The sequence below is a fragment of the Mycobacterium riyadhense genome (genome assembly GCF_963853645.1).
Classification (GTDB): Bacteria; Actinomycetota; Actinomycetes; order Mycobacteriales; family Mycobacteriaceae; genus Mycobacterium; species Mycobacterium riyadhense.
Map to the genome: position 1 here is coordinate 3601571 of NZ_OY970456.1, position 22005 is coordinate 3623575.

The window sequence follows — 22005 nt, forward strand, 5'->3', positions numbered from 1 at the left end:
AACAAGGGCTTGAGGCCATCTTTCCTGTTCAGCACCATCAACCCGCGGATCAACGCGCCGACTTTTTCAGGTCGAAGTAGCTAGTAGAGGGGCGCGCTGCACCGTCCAACCTGCTCGACCGAAGCGGGTAGCTTCCGCCCTAAGTCTCTCAATGCGATTCTGGGCTAAGTATTACGGCGCGATCTTTTTGGAAAGTTGTCAAGAATAGGGAAAAAGAATCTACTGTCGCCCCAGAGGGGTGAACAATGGCCCACCCTCCGGATCGAGGAATGAATCGGTTATAACATCTACCGTAGTGTCCATATAGTGTGATAATTCAACCAGCCGGTCAGCCGCAGCAATTGCAACCATCGCGCCCGTCGAGTCTATAAGAGCATCTCGTTCACGAGAGGCGAAAAAAACTTTGCCGATGGTGTACCCGGGACGCAATTCGTCGGGAAAAAAAGGCTTTCGCACACGCTGAAGACCGCGAATCTTTCGGACCGACCCGCCAAAACGCCCGAAAAGATACTTTTCTACCAGCGACCGCGCAACCGCAGCGAAGTGAAAAACCTCAGCACTCATTCGATCCGATGACGTAATGACATAACAGCCATCAATAACAGTGATAAAGTAGCGAATTTCACCGCCCTTATTCCAAATAACCGTCCGGCCATCATTGGCTTGCGATCCTTGCATCACTTCCAATCCGGCGAGCCGAACCCAGTCTTCCAACTCCGCCGAAAGGTCCACATTGTTCGTCACGGTAGCAAAACCCCGCTGTCAAGCAACTCTTCCACACTTCGCGCCTCACCCTCGGCATCGAAAATCCGCACCTGGAGTGATCCGCCCTGCTGGCCGAGCCCGGGTGCGACCTCTGATACTTCAATGGTCCATCCGTGCGGCAAACGACCCAGAGAATATCTATGATATGGATCGCTGAGTGAATTGACATGAAGAGCCCGCTCTTCCCAAGAGGCCGCGCGTCCATGTTCCATCACAGCTAAGTATTTGCCTTCATCGTCACCGATCCTATCAAGCAACGCGCCATAATCTTGCACAAACCGACCGGCGTCGGTATAGGCAACTCTCGTTCCTGGTACAGCGCCAGCGTTACCAGGAAAATTGTACCAATGCTCGCCTTCTGGGCCCAACATGTTAAAGCGTTGCTCATATTCTTCCTGAATATAGGCACGCCCCTGCAGATCGCGGCCGAAGGGCGCGTCGAAATCCTTTATCAGATTCCTTACTTCCGGGTTTATGTGGCTGAGTTCTGCTGGATCATAGGGGTATTTCCAATGATCCGAAAGGCGCTCGCCATAATGCGGGTCAGTTGGTTTGTCCGACAACCGATGCCATCCGTCGCCGGCCGGCTCGTGGGAATGCACGGGATCCTGACGACCGCCGCCGGACAGACTGCTGTGGCCAGGCCCGGGCTGATCACCGCCATCGAGCGGTGGTCCGGACGGGTGCCCGCCCGGCGTACCTCCGTGGCCAGACCCGTGCGAACCGTCACCGTCTGACGGCAGACCGGCCGGGAGACCGCCTTCGCCAGGGCCATGTGGGCCACCGCCGTACGCTTCAGGTGGTTCGGGTGGGCGACTGCTCGGAGACGTGAAGTCTGGAGCAGCCGCGTGTGGGACCGCAGATGTGAGAGGCGGGACCCGCTGCGACAAGTGCATGGCGTCAGGTATTGGTTCAACGGGAGATCCGCCGGCGGGGGACACGGGCGCATGAGCCAGCGCGGATTCGTCAAGGTTCGGATTGAGTGTGGAACCGCCCGGCGAAGCCGGCGCAGGTGCTTGGACGGGGACACGTTCGCCTAGCTGCAAGTCGGGCGGTGGTAGGTGTTCGCCGGGCGCGGTGGGTGCGGGTACGCGCGGCTGACCTGTCGACACTGGCGACGGCCCTGCCGGTTTGGGCAGCTCACCGGTGGCTGCCTGTTCGGCGACTGGTGTCTTGGATTCGGCTGGGCCGTGAGACACCGGCCCGCTAGCGGGTGCCAGTGCGGGTTTAGGCTGCGATGCGGACGCTGCGCGGCCGGGTTCGGGCGATTCGGCGTGTGGTGCCGGCGGTTCCGGTCCCAACTGCGGAGTCGCGGCCCGGGGTTCAACGTGTGGGGCAGGCGGGTCGGGTGGCTTCTTGAGCCCTCTCGTTGCCTCAAGAAGATCGCGGCCTTTGCTACCCATCTTCGAGATCGGTCCGCCGGGCAGAAACATCGTCGCGAGGTCGCCCTCGGTCTTCCCCAACGCCTCGCCAGGGCTTTTAGACCAATCGTCCCAGTGGACCGTGTCCTTGAGCAGCTCCTTCCACGACTCTCTTACTGAAGGCGCGCGGGCACCGCCGAGGCCGACCAGCGGTGCCATGCCCCGCACCATCTCTCCCGCATCACGGTTAAAGCCCAGCGGGTCGAGCAAGAGCCGGATCTGGTTGTAGGCCAAGGCGGTTTCACCCAGTCCTGCGGCTACCTCGCCGATGCCTTTCCAACGCTGGCCAGCAAAATTGATGACCTGTCCCACGGGGTTGTGATGCAGGAACTGATCCCATTCCTTAGCCGCGTGGCGACCCATGGTGGTCATCACGGTCTCGGCCTGCGAAATCACCGCGGTGATCTCAGCGCTCAACGCATCGACTTCGCCAGTGAACTGGTCGATCACCGCCGCGATGTCATCGGCGATGCGTTGGATCTCGTCTTCATCCTCGCCGGTCAGAAACTCCCACACCTCTTTGATCCCGGTCAGTGGGTCACAGATGCGGGCCAACAAATCCAGGATCGCCGCATGCACCGCGTCGATGTGGGCCGCATAACTGTCCAGCTGGACCGCGATCGCTTGGCACTGCCCCACAATGGTGATGGTGCTGGCGTAAGCATCAGAAAATGCCGATTCGATCTGGCCGGCCTCGGGAAGCTGCTGTGCACGGATAGCGCCCATTGGACCGGCTGTCGACTGGATTTCAGCCAGCGCGAACTGCGTGCCCGCACTACGCCACGCCACGGCCGCCGCACGCAACCTTCCCGAATCCCCATTCGGCCAGATCATTCCGATATAGGGAGCCACCCACCCCCAACCCGCCGGGGCGCCACCGCTGGCCCCGACCGCAGACGGCGGCGAACCCGCCGCAACACAGCCGGTCACCGGGGGCACCGGCAGCGGGGCAGCCCGCCCGCCGACATCGGACATCGCCTCGGCCAACGAGTAGTTGTGTGCGCTCATCCGCACACCATCGCCGAGGTTGCATACCCCATTGCGCGCGACCGACATCGCTTGGGACAGCGCGGCCGCCGACCTGTCATAAGAGCGCCCGAATACCGCTCCAGCCGGATCATCACCGGCCATCCCCACAAACCCGGCCAGCGTAGTGGTCAACGTGGAGATCACCGACCCCAACCCCTCGCCAGCGGAGACTATCGCAGAACCGGCATTGTCGAGGGCCGCGGGATCTACCGCCAGCGGCGCCATCAGCTCACGACCACATACCCATACTCGTGGCCATCACACCGGTGCAAACAACATCCACGGCGAGCACAGTCAACTAAGCCAACACCTGGCACACCATCAGCCACACGCGGAATTCTTACCCATGCCGTCCCCCACCGGTACTCACCCCTACCCGAGCGCACAGGGGTGCCTCACCCACCAGATTGCAATTCACCGGTGCATCTCGCTGTCGCGTCCACAACGGTCTTGCCGGAAGTCAGCTAACGAGCTGAGCCGGTTTAGCCGAAGCTCACATCTTGCATAGCAGAACACTAGCTAATACGAATAGCCGATCCGGCAATCAGCGAATACCATCACCCAATGCCAGATATGCCAGCCGATGGGGTTCCCCATGCGCCAGGCCCGATTGGGTTCCCTCCGCCACCTGCCGCGCTCAGCCCCTGGCCTTCGCCAGTACCGCCTGCCTCGCGAACCCCTTCACGCTGGCCTGGATTCGTTGCACTAGCCATAGCTCTAGTAGCTGTAGGTCTTGCGGTCGCGGGGTGGTTCCGTCCCGAACCGCGCGCGGACGTATCGCCGACTCCGTCGACACCGCACTTCACTGACCAGCAGGTCGCCGACGCCAAGGCGAACATTTGTGCGACACAAGAGCAGGTCCACCAAGTGGTAAGTATTAACACCAATCGGCAGAACCCGGTTCCTGGCGATGAAATTGGCAGAATCGCGGTTGCCGCCCATGCACGGTTGGCACTCTTCGATGGTGGGGCGTATCTACTGGATCGGCTGGTAGCTGAACCAGCGACTCCCACAGATTTAGCTAATTCAGTTCGCGCCTTAGCGAATTCGCTGCAGGAACTCGCGATTGGTTCAATGGCAGATAATCCGGATTCCATCCAAGATGCGTTGCGCAACAGGATTGGCGCTGAGACAGAGGCAGTAGATCGGTTATGTAAATGAATGACTATCCGTCGGGCGAGTGGTCACCAATCTTGGTCGGTCATGTTTGGCCAAACGGTGCAAACTTGACTATTATTACAAATGCGGCGAGTAATTTTGCTAGTACGGCCGCGAACTATCATCGCTTCTCCGATCGATTGGAGCACGCCAGATCGGGACCGCTGGCAATCCAACAGGGCCGAACGGTCGAGGATCTACGTGAAGCCTTTCGGCGAGGCGAGAACAGCGCACGAGAAGTCGGTGAGAAGAATGAGACGAAAAGAGCCAGCTGCCAATATGCTTACGACTCCGCCAGCGAGATGCGTTCGGAACTTGCGGCTATCGCAGAGGAAGGCAACAACCGTATTAAGAAGATTCTCGAATCAAAAGAGCCCATAGATGCTAAGATCGACAGCATCACCGATGTCGTGTTTGACTGTCAGTCTCGCGCCAATGGCAAAGCTGCTTCGTGCGGCAGCAATATACTCGGGTCTATTCAGACAGTGCTCGATAGGGACGGCATCCCCAAGTCGTCTTGGCAGTTCGCTGCCGAACACGGGATCAACACAGAACGTATGTTTGGATCCCCAAACAAAGCACTAATTCGCGATCAGGTGAGAGCGGCTGTTCGGCCTTATTCATCACCGATCCCTGGCAAGACTGACAACCTAAACCCACCAGAAGGACTGGCTGGCCAGCAAGAACCTCCGATGAGAATTCCCGGCAGGACGGACGATTTGCGCCCTCCAATCGGATCACCCCACATCCAGCAGCCAGTTGCCATCGTTCCAGGCCAAGCAGCAAACATGCGACCTCCCATTGCAGCCGTGGCTGGGCCCCCGTCTGGGGGTTCACCGTTCCACTTGCCGGGCATAGCGCCGCCGGCACAGATTTCAACTGCACGCCTACCAAACGTTTCTGCTCCAACAGCCGTTTCGCCCGCTACTCTTCCTCCACGTCTAACCCCTTCCGAGTTGCTGCAAAGTTTCGATCACGGAATGCAAACAGGGACCCCGATGTCGGCAGCAACGCAAGCGCTAACCGGCGGCCCACTGAACGCAATTGAGCCGCAACTGCAGACGAGCACGCCACACATCCCCGAGACAGCACCAGTCGCGCCGACGCCTCCATCGAATGCACACGTGCCAGTGTTTGACGCTCCCCATCCGACCCATACACCGGCCGCCGCGCCCGCGCCGCCCACAGGCGCCCCACCGAACGAAGCAACCACGACTTACGTTGCGGCCCCTGTGGGCCCGGCAGCCCCGGCACCCGCCGCCCCAGCACCGACCGGCCAAATGCCGTCCTACGGCGCCGATATCAGGCCGCCCGCGCCGACAGCCTCCGTACTGCCAACCACGCCAGCGGGTCCGCCGCCAACTGCAACAGCAGCGGCACCGACCAGCTCCCCAGCCGGGACAGGCGGTCTGGGCCAGCCCGCAGTAGTACGTCAAACCGCCACCCCCCCAGCTGTGTCACAAACGCCTGCAGGAGTGACTGAACAGGCACTCGCCGCTGCCGGCGACGCCGCGGTAGCCGGGGAGGCTTCTGCCGCCGCGACCGCTGGCGCGAGGCTGCAGCGGCTCACAGACGCAGTAGCCCGGCAAGAACCACGCCTGCGATGGGCGGTCGGCGAACGAGCCGACGGCACAAGCGTTCTGGTCACCGACCTGGCCAGCGGCTGGATTCCACCTGACATCAATATGCCGGTGGGTGTGCAACTGCTCGAACCAGCTCATCGCAGAGGCGATATCGAAGTGCTTCTTGGCGAGGTTAGTGCCGCGGCCAGCTACACACCCGTTCACTACCTGCCAGCCGAGGAAGAAGAACCCATCGCGACCTCAGCACGAGCCCGACACGTGCCGGCCATCAACGAACTCTGCTGGGAGCTCGGCCAAGCCACGAAATGGCGCGACGAGCTTCCCCGCCTGGCGCACACCCTTGCCAAAGCGGCGTCCACAGGCACCGGGGTTCTTGACTCCGAAGTCGAGTTGCTTCGCGAACACCTCGTCGAAGTCCGCCAACAGGTGTTGGATTCATATCCGGATCACGTCAACGCCCACCTCGTGGGTAATTGGCAGCTACTCGGAGCCATCGACGCGCTTGTCGGAGGCGACACGGTCGGGGCGAACTACCACTTCGCTTGGTTCCGCGCGCTGAGCCAAGCGACAACCGCGGGGAGGCTCGAATGAGCGGAGGCGACCAGCAGCTAAAAATAATTCTCGATCAGCTCGCAGCGCTACTTGGATTGCCTCCCCCACCGCCACTCACACCATCTCAAGTCGCGAATCCGGGGTCGGTCATTGACAACTTGCTCGCCGTATTGGGCGCAGCAACCAATCTCGGCATCCCTGGTGACATCGAGGCCGGTGAAGCTGGGCAGGCAGAACGTGAAGCAAAGCTGAATGAAGCACTTGCCAAATTCCCCGCCAATGAGGATCAGTCAGCAGCACAGCTGGCCGCTGTCGGTAATCAAGGCGAGATGGCACAGATGCTGCAGCAGATGCCACAGATGGCGTCGGGAATCGCAGGTGGAATCTCAGGTGCCTTGGGTGGCGCGTTGCAACCGCTGAGTCAGATCCCGCAGCAGGTTGCCCAAGCTGGTCAACAGGCCATGCAGACGGGAATGGGTCTCTTGCAGCACGGCGCAGGAGCTGGCGAGACGACGCCCGGTGAATTGCTCAGCGCCGAAGGCGAATTCGGCGGCGGTAGCGGCGCAGGGGGGCTCGCCGGAGCTGGCGTCGCAGGTACCGGTGGTATCGACACCACACCGACCGCGATGCTCGGACCGCCGCCAACGCCATCGGCCGGTACCGTGCCTACCTCGTCGCACCTGACCTCGCCAGCTCCGACGACTCCGCCGGAATCATCAACAGCGTCAAGAGGGGCCATGGGCGCGATGCCGATGATACCGCCCGGTGCGATGCACCCGGCCTCAGGGGCAGGCGATGCCAAACCCGAGACCAAACGCATTGTGGCGCCGTCCGTAAAGAACGGCGCACCAGTGCAGGGCCGCATCACGACCCCGCCACCCACCACATCTGCGGTAACGAAACACGTCGAAGGAAAGCCGGTCGTAACAAGGCGCATCCTGCTTCCCAAGGAAAAAGGCAATGACAATGCCGACTCAAACCGCTGACGCCAGCCGCTGAACCGCGACCCCGGCCTCGACATCGAATGTGAACTCGCGGCTTTCAGCGTGTGCCCAGGGCGGGATCCGGCCGCTTTTCCCGCCCAGGATTCACCCTCGAATGCCAGGATTCACTCTGGATCGACTCGCCCGTGGCGCACAAGCCTGAGCTGAACCGAGAGCGTTGAGACATCGCGCCAACCTACCTGGTGCACACGGTATTTCGCCGCTATGGCACCGGCACCACGATCAGCTCGTGCGGACGGTTGTTGAGAGACACCGCACCGTCATCGGTCACAATGACGATGTCCTCGATACGCGCCCCCCACCGGCCCGGAAAGTAGATCCCCGGCTCGATGGAAAACGCCATGCCCGGAGCCAACGGCAGATCGTTACCCGCGACGATGTAGGGCTCCTCATGCACACCCAGCCCAATACCGTGCCCGGTGCGGTGCACGAAATACTCCGCCAAACCAGCTTCGGCCAAAACCGAGCGGGCCGCAGCGTCGACCTGCGCAGCCGTCACACCCGGACGCACCGCGTCAAAGGCCGCGCGCTGCGCCTGCTGAAGAATCGAATATTGTTGCGCCACATCAGGACTAGGCTCGCCGATGCTATAGGTGCGGGTGCAGTCGGAGTGGTAACCCGGCCCAAATGCCCCGCCGATGTCGACGACGACGATGTCGCCCACCCGCAGCTCACGATCCGAGTATCCGTGATGCGGGTCAGCGCCATGCGGACCCGATCCCACGATAATGAATGCCACCTCCGAATGCCCTTCGGCGACAATCGCTTCGGCGATATCAGCGGCGACGTCGGCCTCGGTTCGGCCCGGCGCCAGAAATTCCGGGACTCGGGCATGCACCCGGTCGATCGCCGCACCGGCCTTGCGCAACGCATCGACCTCGGCGGCCTCCTTCACCATCCGCAGCTCGCGCATCACACCGGTGGCTAGAACAGGTGTCACACCAAGCACATCGGCAAGCGCCAGCAAATGCAGCGCCGGCATGGAGTCGGTGACGGCGGTCCGCGCACCGCCCAAAGCGCCGGAGACTATCTCATATGGATCTTCCCCGTCGACCCAATCCCGCACGGCCAGGTCCAGTTCCGCCACGGCGGACTCCTTGAGCGAGGCCAGCTCCAGCCGCGGCAGTACCACAGTAGGCTCGCCGGCCGCCGGCACCACCAGCGCGCTGAGCCGCTCGAAGGTCTCCGCACGCGAGCCGATGAGGTAGCGCAGGTCGTAGCCCGGGGTGATCACCAGACCGTCCAAACCCGCGGCACCAGTTGCTGCCGCCGCTGCTGCCAACCGGCGGCGATACACCTCGGCGTCGAATCGGCGAGAATTCATGCCAGCCAGGCTAATCGCGGCACGTCGAACGTCGACTTGATGTGGCGATTTGGCGAGAAGGGCGACAACAAGTCGACATTCGACACCGTGAAAAGATAGCCCGCATGCCCGCACCTGTACTGCTGCTCGACGGAGCCAGCATGTGGTTCCGCTCATACTTCGGAGTACCGTCCTCGATCACTGCTCCCGATGGGCGGCCGGTGAACGCCGTCCGGGGATTCATCGACTCGATGGCCGTAGTCATCACGCAACATAAGCCCGGCCGGCTGGCTGTGTGCCTTGACCTGGATTGGCGGCCGCAGTTCCGGGTGGACCTCATCCCGTCATACAAGGCCCATCGCGTGGCCGACGAACAACCGAAAGGCGAGCCCGACATCGAGGTGGTGCCCGACGAGCTAACCTCGCAGGTCGACATGATCATGGAACTGCTCGACGCCTTCGGGATCCCGACGGCGGGCGCGCCGGGTTTCGAGGCCGACGACGTGCTGGGCACGCTCGCCGCGCGGGAACGCGGCGACCCGGTGGTCGTGGTCAGTGGGGACCGCGACCTGCTGCAGGTTGTTGCCGACGAGCCCGTTCCCGTCCGGGTGCTCTACCTGGGCCGCGGACTGGCCAAGGCCACCTTGTTCGGGCCCGCTGAGGTGGCCGAACTCTATGGGGTGCCGGTAGATCGGGCCGGGCCCGCCTACGCCGAACTCGCGCTATTGCGTGGTGATCCGTCCGACGGCCTGCCGGGGGTGCCCGGCGTCGGCGAAAAGACGGCGGCCGCCCTGCTGGCGCAGCACGGGTCGCTGGCCAATATCTTGGCCGCCGCCAACGATCCGAAGTCCAAGCTGGCCAAGGGATTACGCGCAAAGCTGCAGGACGCCAGGGACTACATCGAGGCCGCCGGGCAGGTGGTGCGAGTAGCCACCAACGCTCCGGTCAAGCTATCGACACCCACCGACAGATTGCCGCTGGTCGCCACCGACCCAGCGCGCACCGCCGACCTGGCCGCCCGATACGGCGTCGCGACGTCAATCGCCCGACTACAGAAAGCGCTCGACGCGCTGCCCGCCTGACTATTGCGGTCGGCCGACCTCGTAGGTGCCCTTGTCGTCCTGGAAGGTCACCGTCACATGCTTTGAGGCGCCATCGATGCTGACGGTGCAGTCGAAGGTGGCTCCCTTTTTGACGGTTGGGTCCGCGCCGTTGTTGCACTTGACGTCTTTGACGTTCTTCGCGCCATAGCCGGTGGTCTCGTCGGTGAGGATCTGCTGCACGCCGGCGTTGGCTTTGTTGATGTCCAGTTTGGTAGTAACGAAAAACCCGGGCTGCCAGAAACCGGTAATCAAGATGCCGATGACAAAGAGCGCAACAATGCCGCCGACCACGCCGAGGATCAACCCGGTCGAACGCTTAGAACCCTTACCCGGCTGATCGTACGGTTGCCCAGGGTACTGCCCGGGTTGCCCGTATTGACCGGGCTGCCCGTACGGCTGCGGGCCGTATTGCCCGGGCTGCTGGTACTGTCCCGGCTGCTGATATTGCCCGAACTGCGGGGGCGCACCGAACTGGGTGGCTTGCGAACTGAAGTCGGGCTGCCCATAGGGAGGCGCCGACGGCGGGTACTGCTGCGGATACGCGGGGTCAGCCGGCTGCTGGTACTGCGGATATTCGGCTGGCGTATACGCCGGCGCGTGCCACGGCGCATCCTGATTCGGTTGCTGCTGCCAGGGCGACCCGGCCACGGTCGGGTCCGAGGAATGGTCGCCCCCCTGGCCGGGCGGTTGCCACCCTTGCCTCGGGTCAGATCCCTGCGGTCCGCTCATCGTTTCTCCTCAATCCGTCCTGATCACATTTGGCGATGTAACCGTAGCTCTGGCCCAGCCTACCCGGCGTCAACTGCGACGACGCCGCGCCGAATGTCATTGATAGCGCGCTTAGCGGTCGCCCGTAGCTCGGGGTCCGGTGCGGCGTTGCGGACTTGGTCCAACAGGTCCAGCACCTGCCGGCACCAGCGCACGAAATCCCCTGCCGACAAAGGCGAACCAGCACCTGACGCGTCAGCCGCGGCCAACGCCGCCGCCAGATCACCCGTCCGCGCCCAGCGGTAGATAACGCTGACGAAGCCGTCGTCGGGTTCACGGCTCAGGCCGATCCGGTGCGTCTGCTCATCGGCGCGCAGCGTCGTCGACAGCCGCGCTGTCTGATTCAGCGCCTGCCGTAATCGGGGGGTGGGCACATCGGTGGCAAACGGACCGCCGGGGCCGTCCCCACCGCGAGACTCGTAGAGCACCGCCGAGACCACCGCCGCCAGCTCAGGCGGTTTCAAATCCGCCCACGCACCGGTACGCAGGCATTCGGCAATCAAAAGGTCGCTCTCGCTGTAAATCCGCGCCAATAGCCGGCCGTCGTCGGTGACCTTGGGATCCGTGGCAGGGCCCTGGATGAAGTCACGCTCGGTGAGCAGTCCAACGATCCGATCGAACGTTCTGGCCAACGAATTCGTCGCGGCTGCGACTTTCTTCTCCAGCTGCGCGTTGTCCCGCTCAATGCGCAAGTAGCGCTCGGCCTGGCGCATCTGCGTCTCCCGGTCGGCGAGGCGGTGCGCGGGATGACGGCGCAACTGCTCGCGCAACGACACCAGCTCCGGGTCGTGAAACGCGCCCTCCGTGGCGCGGCCCGAGGCCGCCGGAAGCACAAGTCCCGCGGCCGCCGAGCGCAGCGCCGAGGCCAGATCTCGCCGTACCCGCGGCTGGCGGTGTTCGACACGCTTGGGCAGCGTCATCGACCCGACCGGCGGCGTCGCACCCGAATAGTCGGCCGACGAAATCCGGCCCGCCCATCGGTGTTCGGTCAGCACCAACGGCCGCGGGTCCGAGGCATCGCGGGCGGATTCCAGAACCACCGCAAGCCCGCCGCGGCGACCGTGGGTGATGGTGATGATGTCGCCCCGGCGCAGCGCGGCGAGCGCATCGCTGGCGGCCTGCCGTCGCTCCAGCCGAGACGCGCGGGCCTGCGAGCGCTCCAGCTCAGATATTTGCGCCCGCAGCCGGGCGTACTCGAGGATCGGCGCGTCTGGTCCGCCGAGTTCGGCGGCGATCTCGCCCAGCATCCTCTTGCCCCGTTCAATACCGCGGACCAGTCCGACGACGGATCGGTCCGCCTGATACTGGGCAAACGACTGCTCCAACAGCCGGTGCGCCTGTTCCGGTCCCATCCGGTGCACCAGATTGATCGTCATGTTGTACGACGGGGCAAACGAGCTGCGCAGCGGGAAAGTCCGGGTGGAGGCCAGGCCGGCCACCTCAGACGGCTCGATATCGGGATGCCAGAGCACAACGGCGTGACCCTCGACGTCGATGCCCCGCCTGCCGGCACGCCCGGTTAGCTGCGTGTACTCCCCCGGCGTCAGCGGAACGTGCTGCTCGCCGTTGAACTTCACCAGCCGCTCCAGTACCACCGTGCGAGCCGGCATGTTGATGCCGAGCGCCAGGGTTTCGGTGGCGAAAACCGCCTTGACCAGGCCCGCGGCGAACAGCTCCTCGACGGTGTGCCGAAACGCCGGCAGCATCCCGGCGTGGTGCGCGGCCAGGCCCCGCAGCAGACCCTCTCGCCATTCGTAGTAGCCGAGTACCGCCAGGTCGGAGTCCGCAAGATCGCCACACCGGTGGTCGATGACTTCCGCGATCTGCGCGCGCTCCTCTTCAGTGGTCAGCCGTAGCGGGGATCGCAGGCACTGGGCGACCGCGGCGTCACAGCCGGCGCGGGAGAACACGAAGGTGATCGCCGGCAACAGCCCTTGGGCATCCAGTGCTGCGATCACCTCCGCTCGCCCCGGCGGCCGGAAGAACCTGGGTCGTTCGTGACCGCCACGTCCGCGCCGCGGCTGCCAGTCCGCCATTCGGTCCGCCTCCCGGCGATGCGCGATGTGGCGCAGCAGATCCGGGTTGACGTGCGAGTCGTCGAACAGATCGAAGAGGCGCTTACCCACCAAGACGTGTTGCCACAGCGGCACCGGCCGATGCTCGTCGACCACCACCGTCGTGTCGCCCCGCACTGTCTGAATCCAGCCGCCGAACTCCTCGGCGTTGCTCACCGTCGCCGACAGGCTGACCACCCGCACGTCGTCGGGCAGATGCAGGATCACCTCCTCCCACACCGGACCCCGCATCCTGTCGGCCAGGAAGTGCACCTCGTCCATCACCACGTAGGAAAGTCCTTGCAGCGCAGGCGAATCGGCGTAGAGCATGTTGCGCAGCACCTCGGTGGTCATCACCACGACGGGTGCGTCGGCGTTGACCGACAGGTCACCGGTCAGCAACCCGATCCGGTCGCGGCCATAGCGTGCCGTCAGATCCGTGTGCTTCTGGTTGCTCAACGCCTTCAGCGGTGTGGTGTAGAAGCACTTGCCGCCGGACGCCAGCGCCAGGTGTACGGCGAATTCGCCGACCACTGTCTTTCCCGCGCCGGTGGGGGCGCAGACCAGCACGCCGTGACCACGTTCCAGCGCGGCACAGCCCCGCTGTTGAAAGTCGTCGAGCGAGAAGGGCAGTTCGGCGCTGAACCGCGCCAGCTGGGGCAGATCGGTCACGCGGCCACCGGCCTATCCCGTGAGGGTGCACAAATATACGTCGACACCGGCGTGTTGCCGTACAGGCACGCGCGCTCGCGGCAACGAGAACTCACGTGACGTCGTCATGCGGTCCGCCGATGACCGACGGCGCCGGTATCGGCGAGGGCGGCTCAATGACGGACGCTTCATCATCAGGAATTGCAGCTTCGCGCTTGGCCTTTCGCTTGTCGTGTACCCGAGCGATCTGAATGGCGAACTCAAGCAGCACCGTCAGCGCCACCCCTAGAGCGGTCATCGAAAACGGGTCGGACCCTGGCGTGAACACCGCCGCGAAGACGAACATCGCGAAAATCAGGCCGCGACGCCACGACTTGAGCCGCTGATAGGTCAGCATGCCGACCATGTTGAGCATCACGATCAGCAACGGAAATTCGAAGCTGACGCCGAACACCACCAACAAATTGATCAGGAAGCCGAAATACCGGTCGCCGGACAGCGCGGTCACCTGCACGTCGCTACCGACCGTCAGGAGAAACCCGAGTGCCTTGGACAGCACCAGGTAGGCCAGCACGGCGCCGGCGGCGAACAGGATCGCCGCCGGGATCACGAACGCCACCGCGAAGCGGCGCTCCTTCTTGTACAGACCGGGCGTGATGAATGCCCACAGTTGGTAAAACCACACCGGACAGGCCAGCACGATCCCGGCCGTCATCCCGACTTTGAGCCGCAGCATGAACTGGTCGAACGGCGCGGTGGCCAGCAACCGGCACTGCCCGTCGGCGCTGATATCCGCGCGCGCCGACTGCGGCAGCGCGCAGTAGGGATGCCGCAACCATTCGCCGAGACTCTCCAGCCCGAAGATCGAATGTGAGTACCAGATAAACCCGAAAATCGTGGTGCCCAGGATCGCGGCCAGCGAGATCAGCAGCCGGGTGCGAAGCTCGGTCAGGTGGTCGACCAACGACATCGTCGCGTCAGGATTGACACGACTGCGCCTGTTACGAGGGTTGAGCCGTTTGAGTAGACCGAAGGCGCGCGCTGAGACCCGAGAACCGTTCACGACATTCGGTCAAGCGATATCGGACTATGCCGGACGCGCCTCGGTGTGACCGGGCTCCGTGGTGGCTGGCGGGTCGACACGCTGCGACTGAACCTGTGTGGGGCTCTCGATCGACGCTTCGGCCTTGTTCTCGTTCTGCATTTCGCGGACCTCGGACTTAAAGATTCGCAACGACTTGCCCAACGACCGCGCCGCATCGGGGAGCTTCTTGGCGCCGAACAGCACGATCACCACTACGGCGAGGATCGCCCAATGCCATGGACTAAGACTGCCCACTTTGATTACCTCCAGACGTTCACCCGATGCTACCGCAGCAGAGCCGACTGCCGGTGTGCCCGCGCCGCGGCGTGCACCGTCAGCGACTCAGGCCCGCTCAACCGCCTGATAAGCATCCAACGCCGCGGCGGCGGCATCGCGTATCCGCCGCGCGAGGGATTCCGGCGCCAGCACCTGTACATCCGAACCGAAGCCCAGCACCAAACGCGCCATCCAGTCCTCGGTGGCATAGGTCATGGTTGCCTCCCAGGACCCGTCGGGCAGCTCGCGTACCTCCCGCATCGGGTAGTAGTCGAACATCCACGACGCCGACGGCGCGATGCGCAGCGTCGCCGACGGCAGTGACGGATCCCCGTCGAACAGCGAGGTGTCCGGCGGCGCCTGCACCGCCGGTTCCGGCGGCATGGCCGGTTCGCCTAGTTCGACGGCGTCGACAATCCGATCGAAGCGGAACAGTCGAACGCCTTCGGCCTCGCGCGACCACGCCTCCAAGTAGCTGTGGCCGCCGATCAAGAGGACCCGGATCGGGTCCACAATCCGTCTGGTCAGCGTGTCGTGTGACGCGGAGTAGTAGTCGATGGTTAGCGCACGCTTATCACGCACCGCGGCGCGCACCACCGCCGCGGCCCGGCTCTCGGCCGGCGCCTGCTCATCGACGGCCGCCACCACTGTGGTGTCGTGCCCGGCGGCACCCGCGGCCGCCGCGATCTTGGCGATCGCGCTGCGCGCCGCCCGCGGATCGACGACGCCCGGAATATCGCCCAGGGCCCGTAGCGCTACCAGCAGTCCGGTGGCCTCGGGCGAGGTGAGCTTCAGCGGCCGATCGATGCCCGCCGAAAACGTCACCTCGATGGTGTCGCCGGTGAATTCGAAATCGATCAGATCACCAGGGTCGTAACCCGGCAAGCCGCACATCCACAGCTGATTGAGGTCCTCCTCCAGCTGTTTGGCCGACACACCGAGTTCCGCGGCGGCCTCGGCACGGGTGATCCGCGGGTTGGCCTGGAAGTACGGCACCATGTTGAGCAGGCGAACGAGACGCGTCGATATGGGCGTCATGCTTGACCCGCCTTTGCGCGCAACCGAGCCAGCACATCCTCGCGCAGCGACCGCGGCTCCAAGACCACCGCATCGGCTCCGTAGCCGGTGATTTCGCGTGCCAACCGATCGCTGGATCCGATGTCGAGCCCGATCACCTCGCCGTCGCGGCCGGCTAATTGCCGAGACTCGACGGCCCTGCCGGCGCGGCGCAGCGCGGTGGCCCGCCCGTCGGCGACCCACACCGTGGCCTGGATACCGGTCGGCGCCTCACTGACGGTCTGAGCCACAATCGTGCGCAGGTCCACGCCGTCGGGCACGGTAACCGCACCCGGCGGGCCGATCGCTGTGACGTCGGCGCCGATCCGCGATAGCCGGAAGGTGCGGGTGGCGCCGCGGTCACGGTCGTGGCCGACGAGATACCAGCGACCCTTTTCGGTGAGCACACCCCACGGCTCGACGGTGCGGAGGGTGTACGGCTCGGCGCGCGATGGACGATGCGGAAACTGCACCGCTCGCCGGGAATCGATGGCGGACAACAGGATTCCGAGGACGTCTTCGGATCCACGCAAACCCGGCACGCCGGCCGCCGACGCGATCGCCACCGGGGCGTCAGGATCGACGTCCACTCCGGCGGCCCGCAGCTTAAGCAGCGCACCCTGCGTCGCGGTGATCAATTCGGGCGACTCCCACAGCTGGGTGGCCACCGCGACCGCGGCCGCCTCGTCGGGTGTCAGCTCCACGGGAGGCAGCGCGTAGGCGTCACGATTGATGCGGTAACCCTCGGTGGGGTCCAGATTGGATACCCTGCCGACTTCGAGCGGGATGCCGAGGTCACGCAGCTCGTTCTTGTCGCGCTCGAACATCCGGGAGAACGCTTCGGCGGTGGGGCTGTCCGCGTAGCCCGCCACGCTGGACCTGATCCTTTCGGCGGTGATGTAACCGCGAGTGGACAGCAGTGCGATGACGAGATTTACCAGCCGTTCGACTTTCGAGGTCGCCATCTGCTTTAGGTTAGATGGGCCATCGCCCGGCGCTTGCACCCGCGCACAATGGCCCGCACTCCCGCGAGCGTAACGCGGCTGCGAATTTCGACGCGGTTTTTCGCAGTGGCGTTACGCTCGCGGTCCAAGGACCGAGCGCGGCTACATGCTGGCGATGAGCCGTTTGACTCGCTCATCGACCGCCCGGAATGGGTCTTTGCACAACACCGTGCGCTGTGCCTGGTCGTTCAGCTTGAGATGCACCCAGTCGACGGTGAAATCGCGGCCCGCGGCCTGCGCGGCGCTAATGAACTCACCACGCAACCTGGCGCGGGTGGTCTGCGGCGGACGGTCCACCGCGTCGGCGATTTCTTCGTCGGTGGTGACGCGCGCCGCCAGCCCCTTGCGCTGCAGCAGATCGAACACACCACGCCCGCGCTTGATGTCGTGGTAGGCCAGATCCAGCTGAGCGATTTTCGGGTCGGACAGCTCCATGTTGTAGCGGTCCTGATACCGCTGGAACAGCTTGCGCTTGATCACCCAGTCGATCTCGGTGTCGACCTTGGCGAAATCCTGGCTCTCGACGGCGTCAAGCTGGCGGCCCCACAGGTCGACGACCTGCTCGATCTGCGCGTTGGGCTCGCGAGTCTGCAGATGCTCGACGGCGCGGGTGTAGTACTCGCGCTGGATGTCCAGCGCGCTCGCCTGACGCCCGCCGGCCAACCGCACCGGCCGCCGGCCGGTGACGTCATGGCTCACCTCGCGGATGGCGCGGATCGGGTTGTCCAGCGAAAAGTCGCGGAACGCCACCCCCGATTCGATCATTTCCAGCACCAGCGCCGCAGTGCCCACCTTGAGCATTGTGGTGGTCTCGCACATGTTGGAGTCGCCGACGATGACGTGCAGCCGCCGGTACTTCTCGGCGTCGGCGTGCGGCTCGTCGCGAGTGTTGATGATCGGCCGGCTGCGGGTGGTCGCCGAGGAAACGCCTTCCCAAATGTGCTCGGCACGTTGGCTCAAGCAGAAGGTTGCCGCCTTGGGGGTCTGCAGCACCTTGCCGGCCCCGCAGATCAGCTGGCGGGTGACCAGGAAGGGAAGCAGCACGTCGGAGATCCGGGAAAACTCGCCGGCCCGCACGATCAAGTAGTTCTCGTGGCAGCCGTAGGAGTTGCCCGCCGAGTCGGTGTTGTTCTTGAACAGATAGATGTCGCCGCCGATGCCTTCGTCGGCAAGCCGCTGCTCGGCGTCGATGAGCAGGTCTTCGAGCACCCATTCGCCGGCCCGGTCGTGGGTGACCAGTTGCACCAGGCTGTCGCATTCGGCGGTGGCGTACTCGGGATGACTGCCCACGTCGAGGTAGAGGCGGGCCCCGTTACGCAAGAACACATTTGAGCTGCGGCCCCAGGACACCACCCGCCGGAACAGGTAGCGGGCCACCTCGTCCGGGGATAGCCGGCGATGACCGTGGAAGGTGCAGGTGACACCGAACTCGGTCTCGATGCCCATGATTCGACGCTGCACATATCGAGAGTACTTGTTGTTGGACCACGACGGTGCTCGACCGCGCCCGTTAGCCGTCCGGGCCGGACGCTCCGGGGACGCCGACCAGCAGCCCGCGGGTACCTCCGCTGCCGCCGGGCCCGGCAGCCCCGTCGGGAGTGCCGGGTCCACCCGCCGCGCCGGCCCCGCCGGCCCCGCCGTTACCGATCAAGATGGCGGTGCCGCCGTGCCCGCCGGCACCGCCCGGCCCGCCGGGCGAAGTGGTGTTCATGCCGGGCCCTCCTTGGCCGGCGGCCCCACCGGCGCCGCCGTTGCCGTACAACAAGCCGCCGTTGCCGCCATTACCGCCGGGGTTGCCGGCGCCGCCGATGCCGCCGCTGCTGACGGAGCCGGGCGCGCCGGTGCCGCCATTACCGCCGTCGCCGCCGTTGCCGATGAGTCGAGCGCTGCCGCCATTGCCAGCGTTGGTGGCGCCTACGAACGGCAACCCACCGTTGCCGCCGTCGCCGCCGTCGCCGCCGTCGCCATACAGCCAACCGCCGGCTCCGCCGTCACCGCCGCGACTGCCGACCTGGAACAGACGCGGGCCGGTCCCGGGCTCGCCACCGTTGCCACCATCGCCGCCCATGCCGATCAGCCCGGCGTCGCCGCCCAGGCCGCCGCTGCCGCCCAACCCCGCGAAGCCGCTCCTGGCGGGGCCGATGCCGAGGTCCCCGCCGTTGCCGCCGGAGCCGGCCGCACCCCCGCTGCCGTACAACAGTCCGCCAGCGCCGCCGAACTGGCCGAAGCCGCCGCTGCCACCGTCGCCACCGGCAAAGCCGGAACTGCTGCTGCTCGCGCCCGCCCCACCATGACCACCGTCGCCGCCGGCTCCGCCATGACCGATCAGCCCGGCCGCGCGACCCAAGCCGCCGTCGCCGCCCCTGCCGCCGGCACCGAGGCTGCCCACGCCATTGCCGCCGTCGCCACCGACTCCGCCGGCGCCACCGTTTCCGTACAACAGCCCCGCGTAGCCGCCGTTACCACCGGGACCGCCGTCGCCGCCGGATGCGCCGGGTGCACCGTTGCCGCCCCTACCGCCGTTGCCGATCAGCCCCGCTGACCCGCCGGCTCCCCCGGCAACCCCGGGGCTCGTGCTGTCGCCACCGTTGCCGCCGTTGCCCCACAAGATGCCGCCGTCCCCGCCGGGCTGTCCCACCGGACCGCTGGCCCCGTCGGCGCCGTCGCCGATCAGCGGGCGCCCCAGCAGGGCCTGGGTGGGCGCGTTCACGGCGTTCAGCAGATTCTGCTGAGCGTTGGCAATCTCGGCGCTCGCATATGAACCCGCACCGGCGCTCAACAGTTGGACAAACCGGTCATGAAACGCCGCCGCCTGGGCGCTGACCGCTTGATAGCTCTGGGCCTGGACGTCAAATAGCGCCGCCATGCCTGCCGACACCTCATCGGCGGCGGGCGCCAACGCCCCCGTCGTCGGGACCGCCGCCGCCGCGTTCGCTGCGCTGATGGTCGAACGGATGCCCGCCAGATCCGTGGCCGCCGCCAGCAAGGCCTCCGGGCTCGCGACTAAGAACGACATAGCGCACCTCCACCACCTCGCGATTACCCGGCTGCTGCCGGGAACCGTCGATGCGTATGGCAGGAGTAGCGTAACGCGATCGCCACTCCCGGTCTGGGTGTTCGCCAGATTCCTTCACGACAGGGCGACCGCACCGTCTCGAATCGCGTCGTTGAGAGCCCTTTGAAGGACACCTGCCGCTCGAGTATCCGACGCCGCACCAACTGCTCGACGTCGTCTGGACTTCTCCGGCCGGTCTAAAACCGGGCCTTAGTCCGCCGATTCGCCCCCGGATTTCGCGTCCTTGGAATCCTTGGAAGCCTTGGAATTCTTGGCCTCCTTGGGCTCCTTGGGCTCCTTGGCGTCCGCCTTCGGTAGCAGGGCTTCCAAGGCGGCACCGCTGATGCGGCGAAACGCGCGCCGCGGCCGGTTGGCGTCGAGGATGGCGACCTCCAGGTTGGCCACGCCGAGCGTGGGCTGGCCGTTGCCAGAGGTCTCAGCACTGCCGGCACGCAGCGCATTCAAGGCGATCCGCAACGCATCGGGCAGGTCAGCGTTCTCGGTGTAGGACTCCTTGAGCGCGTTGGCGATTGGCTCCGTCGTGCCACCCATCACCACGAAATGGGGTTCGTCGGCGATCGACCCGTCGTAGGTGATCCGGTAGAGCTCAGGCGGCTTTGTCTCGCCGTAGTGCGCGACCTCGGCCACACACAACTCGACCTCGTACGGCTTGGCCTGCTCGGTGAAGATGGTGCCCAGCGTCTGCGCGTAGACGTTGGCCAGCTGGCGGCCAGTGACATCGCGGCGGTCGTAGGCGTAGCCGCGCGTGTCGGCGAACTGAATACCGCCGCGGCGCAGATTGTCGAATTCGTTGAACTTGCCGGCGGCCGCAAACCCCACCCGGTCGTAGAGTTCGCTGATCTTCTGCAAGGATCGCGACGGATTCTCGGCGACGAACAGCACGCCACCGGCATAGGCCAGCGCCACCACGCTGCGGCCCCGCGCGATGCCCTTGCGGGCGAGCTCGCTGCGCTCGCGCATCGCCTGCTCAGGCGAGATGAAGTAGGGGAAGCTCACTTCGCACCCCGTGGCTCGGCGTCGGGACCGAAAGTGTCCGCACGCGAACGGCTTTCGATGACTTCGCGGGCCACTTCGGCGATGCTGCTCTCCGGCACGTCAACCGCGCCGTCGGCGTCGATGGTGACCGCCGTGGGATAGATGCCGCGGACCAGATCCGGGCCGCCGGTTGCGGAGTCGTCGTCGGCGGCGTCGTAGAGCGCCTCCACGGCCACCCGCAGCGCGGAATGTGCGTCGGTGACTTGGGAGTACAACTTCTTCATCGACGACTTGGCGAAGATCGACCCCGACCCCACCGCCTGGTAGCCCTCTTCCTCGATGTTCCAGCCGCCGGCGGCGTCGAACGAGACGATCCGGCCCGCGGACTCCGGGTCGGATGCGTGGATGTCGTAGCCTGCCAGCAGTGGCAGCGCCACCAGACCCTGCATCGCCGCGGCCAGGTTTCCGCGCACCATGATCGCCAGCCGGTTGACCTTGCCGGCAAACGTGAGCGGCACGCCTTCGAGCTTCTCGTAGTGCTCGAGTTCAACCGCGTAGAGGCGCGCGAACTCGACGGCAATCGCGGCGGTGCCCGCGATGCCGGTGGCGGTGTAGTCGTCGGTGATGTACACCTTGCGCACGTCGCGTCCGGCGATCATGTTGCCCTGCGTCGAGCGCCGGTCGCCGGCGATGACGACACCGCCGGGGTATTTGAGCGCGAGGATGGTGGTGCCATGCGGCAGCTGGGCAGCGGTGCCGCCGGATTGCGCTCCCCCGCTGATGTTTGCCGGCAGCAATTCCGGCGCCTGACGGCGAAGAAAGTCGGCGAACGACGACAGGTCTACGGCGGGGGTTCCGGAAAGTGATTGAGTGGTCAGACGGTCAGGGAACGGCCAGTTCACTGTCCGCCCTTTTGGACGTATGCGCGCACGAAGTCCTCAGCGTTTTCCTCGAGAACGTCGTCAATCTCGTCGAGCAGGTCGTCAGTTTCCTCGGTCAGCTTCTCGCGACGCTCCTGGCCCGCAGCGGTGCTGGCGACGACATCCTCATCGTCGCCGCCGCCACCGCCACGTTTGGTCTGCTCCTGAGCCATCGCCGCCTCCTGCTTTTGGTCTTTCTCTCACAGTACCGGTCAACACCGAC

The 22005-nt window shown here is 65.0% G+C and carries 17 protein-coding genes and 1 pseudogene; 3 read left to right on the forward strand and 15 right to left on the reverse strand.

Annotation, left to right across the window (positions count from 1 at the left end):
- Window positions 1-219: 219 nt before the first annotated feature.
- A complete protein-coding gene (locus tag AADZ78_RS16000; RefSeq protein WP_085250897.1) occupies window positions 220-744 on the reverse strand; it encodes a TNT antitoxin family protein in 525 nt (174 codons plus the stop codon).
- A complete protein-coding gene (locus AADZ78_RS16005) occupies window positions 741-3440 on the reverse strand; it encodes a TNT domain-containing protein (RefSeq protein WP_085250896.1) in 2700 nt (899 codons plus the stop codon). The genes AADZ78_RS16000 and AADZ78_RS16005 overlap by 4 nt, the downstream gene beginning before the upstream one ends.
- Before the next feature lie 2408 nt (window positions 3441-5848).
- Between AADZ78_RS16005 and AADZ78_RS16010 the strand changes: the two genes are divergently transcribed.
- Window positions 5849-6547: a DUF5631 domain-containing protein gene (locus tag AADZ78_RS16010; protein ID WP_085250895.1), complete on the forward strand. Its 699-nt coding sequence runs from the start codon at window positions 5849-5851 to the stop codon at window positions 6545-6547.
- The gene (locus AADZ78_RS16015; RefSeq protein WP_085250894.1) at window positions 6544-7494 is read left to right on the forward strand and encodes a hypothetical protein; all 951 of its coding nucleotides are present in this window, start codon (window positions 6544-6546) and stop codon (window positions 7492-7494) included. Before AADZ78_RS16010 ends, AADZ78_RS16015 begins: the two co-directional genes overlap by 4 nt.
- A gap of 220 nt (window positions 7495-7714) precedes the next feature.
- Here AADZ78_RS16015 and AADZ78_RS16020 read toward each other — a convergent pair whose 3' ends face one another.
- Complete coding sequence (locus AADZ78_RS16020; RefSeq protein WP_085250893.1) at window positions 7715-8836, reverse strand: M24 family metallopeptidase; 1122 nt, start codon at window positions 8834-8836, stop codon at window positions 7715-7717.
- Between the two features lie 104 nt (window positions 8837-8940).
- On the opposite strand from AADZ78_RS16020, the gene AADZ78_RS16025 reads away from it, so the two are divergent.
- A complete protein-coding gene (locus AADZ78_RS16025; protein WP_085250892.1) occupies window positions 8941-9897 on the forward strand; it encodes a 5'-3' exonuclease in 957 nt (318 codons plus the stop codon).
- On the opposite strand, the gene AADZ78_RS16030 is transcribed toward AADZ78_RS16025, so the two are convergent.
- The 12 genes and pseudogenes from AADZ78_RS16030 to AADZ78_RS16085 form a co-directional block, all read right to left on the reverse strand.
- A complete protein-coding gene (locus tag AADZ78_RS16030; RefSeq protein ID WP_085250891.1) occupies window positions 9898-10647 on the reverse strand; it encodes a DUF4333 domain-containing protein in 750 nt (249 codons plus the stop codon).
- Window positions 10648-10706: 59 nt separating this feature from the next.
- Window positions 10707-13412, reverse strand: a complete 2706-nt coding sequence (locus tag AADZ78_RS16035; RefSeq protein ID WP_085250890.1) for a DEAD/DEAH box helicase — start codon at window positions 13410-13412, stop codon at window positions 10707-10709.
- A 91-nt stretch (window positions 13413-13503) separates the two neighbouring features.
- Window positions 13504-14361: a twin-arginine translocase subunit TatC gene (gene tatC / locus AADZ78_RS16040; RefSeq protein WP_085250889.1), complete on the reverse strand. Its 858-nt coding sequence runs from the start codon at window positions 14359-14361 to the stop codon at window positions 13504-13506.
- Window positions 14362-14478: 117 nt separating this feature from the next.
- Complete coding sequence (gene tatA, locus AADZ78_RS16045; protein ID WP_085250888.1) at window positions 14479-14730, reverse strand: Sec-independent protein translocase subunit TatA; 252 nt, start codon at window positions 14728-14730, stop codon at window positions 14479-14481.
- A gap of 87 nt (window positions 14731-14817) precedes the next feature.
- Window positions 14818-15789 carry a helix-turn-helix transcriptional regulator gene (locus tag AADZ78_RS16050; RefSeq protein WP_085250887.1) on the reverse strand — a complete coding sequence of 324 codons (972 nt, stop codon included), beginning with the start codon at window positions 15787-15789 and terminating at the stop codon, window positions 14818-14820.
- Window positions 15786-16772: a helix-turn-helix transcriptional regulator gene (locus AADZ78_RS16055; protein ID WP_085250886.1), complete on the reverse strand. Its 987-nt coding sequence runs from the start codon at window positions 16770-16772 to the stop codon at window positions 15786-15788. Before AADZ78_RS16055 ends, AADZ78_RS16050 begins: the two co-directional genes overlap by 4 nt.
- A gap of 141 nt (window positions 16773-16913) precedes the next feature.
- Window positions 16914-18272, reverse strand: coding sequence for a Pup--protein ligase (pafA, locus tag AADZ78_RS16060; RefSeq protein WP_139828749.1), 1359 nt, complete (start codon window positions 18270-18272; stop codon window positions 16914-16916).
- Window positions 18273-18321: 49 nt separating this feature from the next.
- On the reverse strand, window positions 18322-19827 hold the full coding sequence (locus AADZ78_RS16065; protein WP_085250885.1) for a PE family protein: 1506 nt from the start codon (window positions 19825-19827) through the stop codon (window positions 18322-18324).
- A 129-nt stretch (window positions 19828-19956) separates the two neighbouring features.
- Window positions 19957-20030: pseudogene (locus AADZ78_RS16070) on the reverse strand (antitoxin); the annotation flags it as partial.
- Window positions 20031-20076: 46 nt separating this feature from the next.
- A complete protein-coding gene (gene prcA / locus AADZ78_RS16075) occupies window positions 20077-20883 on the reverse strand; it encodes a proteasome subunit alpha (RefSeq protein WP_085250884.1) in 807 nt (268 codons plus the stop codon).
- The gene (prcB, locus tag AADZ78_RS16080; protein WP_085250883.1) at window positions 20880-21764 is read right to left on the reverse strand and encodes a proteasome subunit beta; all 885 of its coding nucleotides are present in this window, start codon (window positions 21762-21764) and stop codon (window positions 20880-20882) included. The genes prcA and prcB overlap by 4 nt, the downstream gene beginning before the upstream one ends.
- The gene (locus AADZ78_RS16085; RefSeq protein WP_085250882.1) at window positions 21761-21955 is read right to left on the reverse strand and encodes a ubiquitin-like protein Pup; all 195 of its coding nucleotides are present in this window, start codon (window positions 21953-21955) and stop codon (window positions 21761-21763) included. Before AADZ78_RS16085 ends, prcB begins: the two co-directional genes overlap by 4 nt.
- Window positions 21956-22005: the final 50 nt, after the last annotated feature.

Excerpts from the sequence above, each read along its gene's own strand:
- AADZ78_RS16025 (WP_085250892.1), top strand. The coding sequence starts at position 8,941 with ATGCCCGCACCTGTACTGCTGCTCGACGGAGCCAGCATGTGGTTCCGC.
- AADZ78_RS16015 (WP_085250894.1), top strand. The coding sequence starts at position 6,544 with ATGAGCGGAGGCGACCAGCAGCTAAAAATAATTCTCGATCAGCTCGCA.
- AADZ78_RS16020 (WP_085250893.1), bottom strand. The coding sequence starts at position 8,836 with ATGAATTCTCGCCGATTCGACGCCGAGGTGTATCGCCGCCGGTTGGCA.
- AADZ78_RS16085 (WP_085250882.1), bottom strand. The coding sequence starts at position 21,955 with ATGGCTCAGGAGCAGACCAAACGTGGCGGTGGCGGCGGCGACGATGAG.
- AADZ78_RS16005 (WP_085250896.1), bottom strand. The coding sequence starts at position 3,440 with ATGGCGCCGCTGGCGGTAGATCCCGCGGCCCTCGACAATGCCGGTTCT.
- AADZ78_RS16065 (WP_085250885.1), bottom strand. The coding sequence starts at position 19,827 with ATGTCGTTCTTAGTCGCGAGCCCGGAGGCCTTGCTGGCGGCGGCCACG.
- tatC (WP_085250889.1), bottom strand. The coding sequence starts at position 14,361 with ATGTCGTTGGTCGACCACCTGACCGAGCTTCGCACCCGGCTGCTGATC.
- AADZ78_RS16055 (WP_085250886.1), bottom strand. The coding sequence starts at position 16,772 with ATGGCGACCTCGAAAGTCGAACGGCTGGTAAATCTCGTCATCGCACTG.
- AADZ78_RS16030 (WP_085250891.1), bottom strand. The coding sequence starts at position 10,647 with ATGAGCGGACCGCAGGGATCTGACCCGAGGCAAGGGTGGCAACCGCCC.
- AADZ78_RS16050 (WP_085250887.1), bottom strand. The coding sequence starts at position 15,789 with ATGACGCCCATATCGACGCGTCTCGTTCGCCTGCTCAACATGGTGCCG.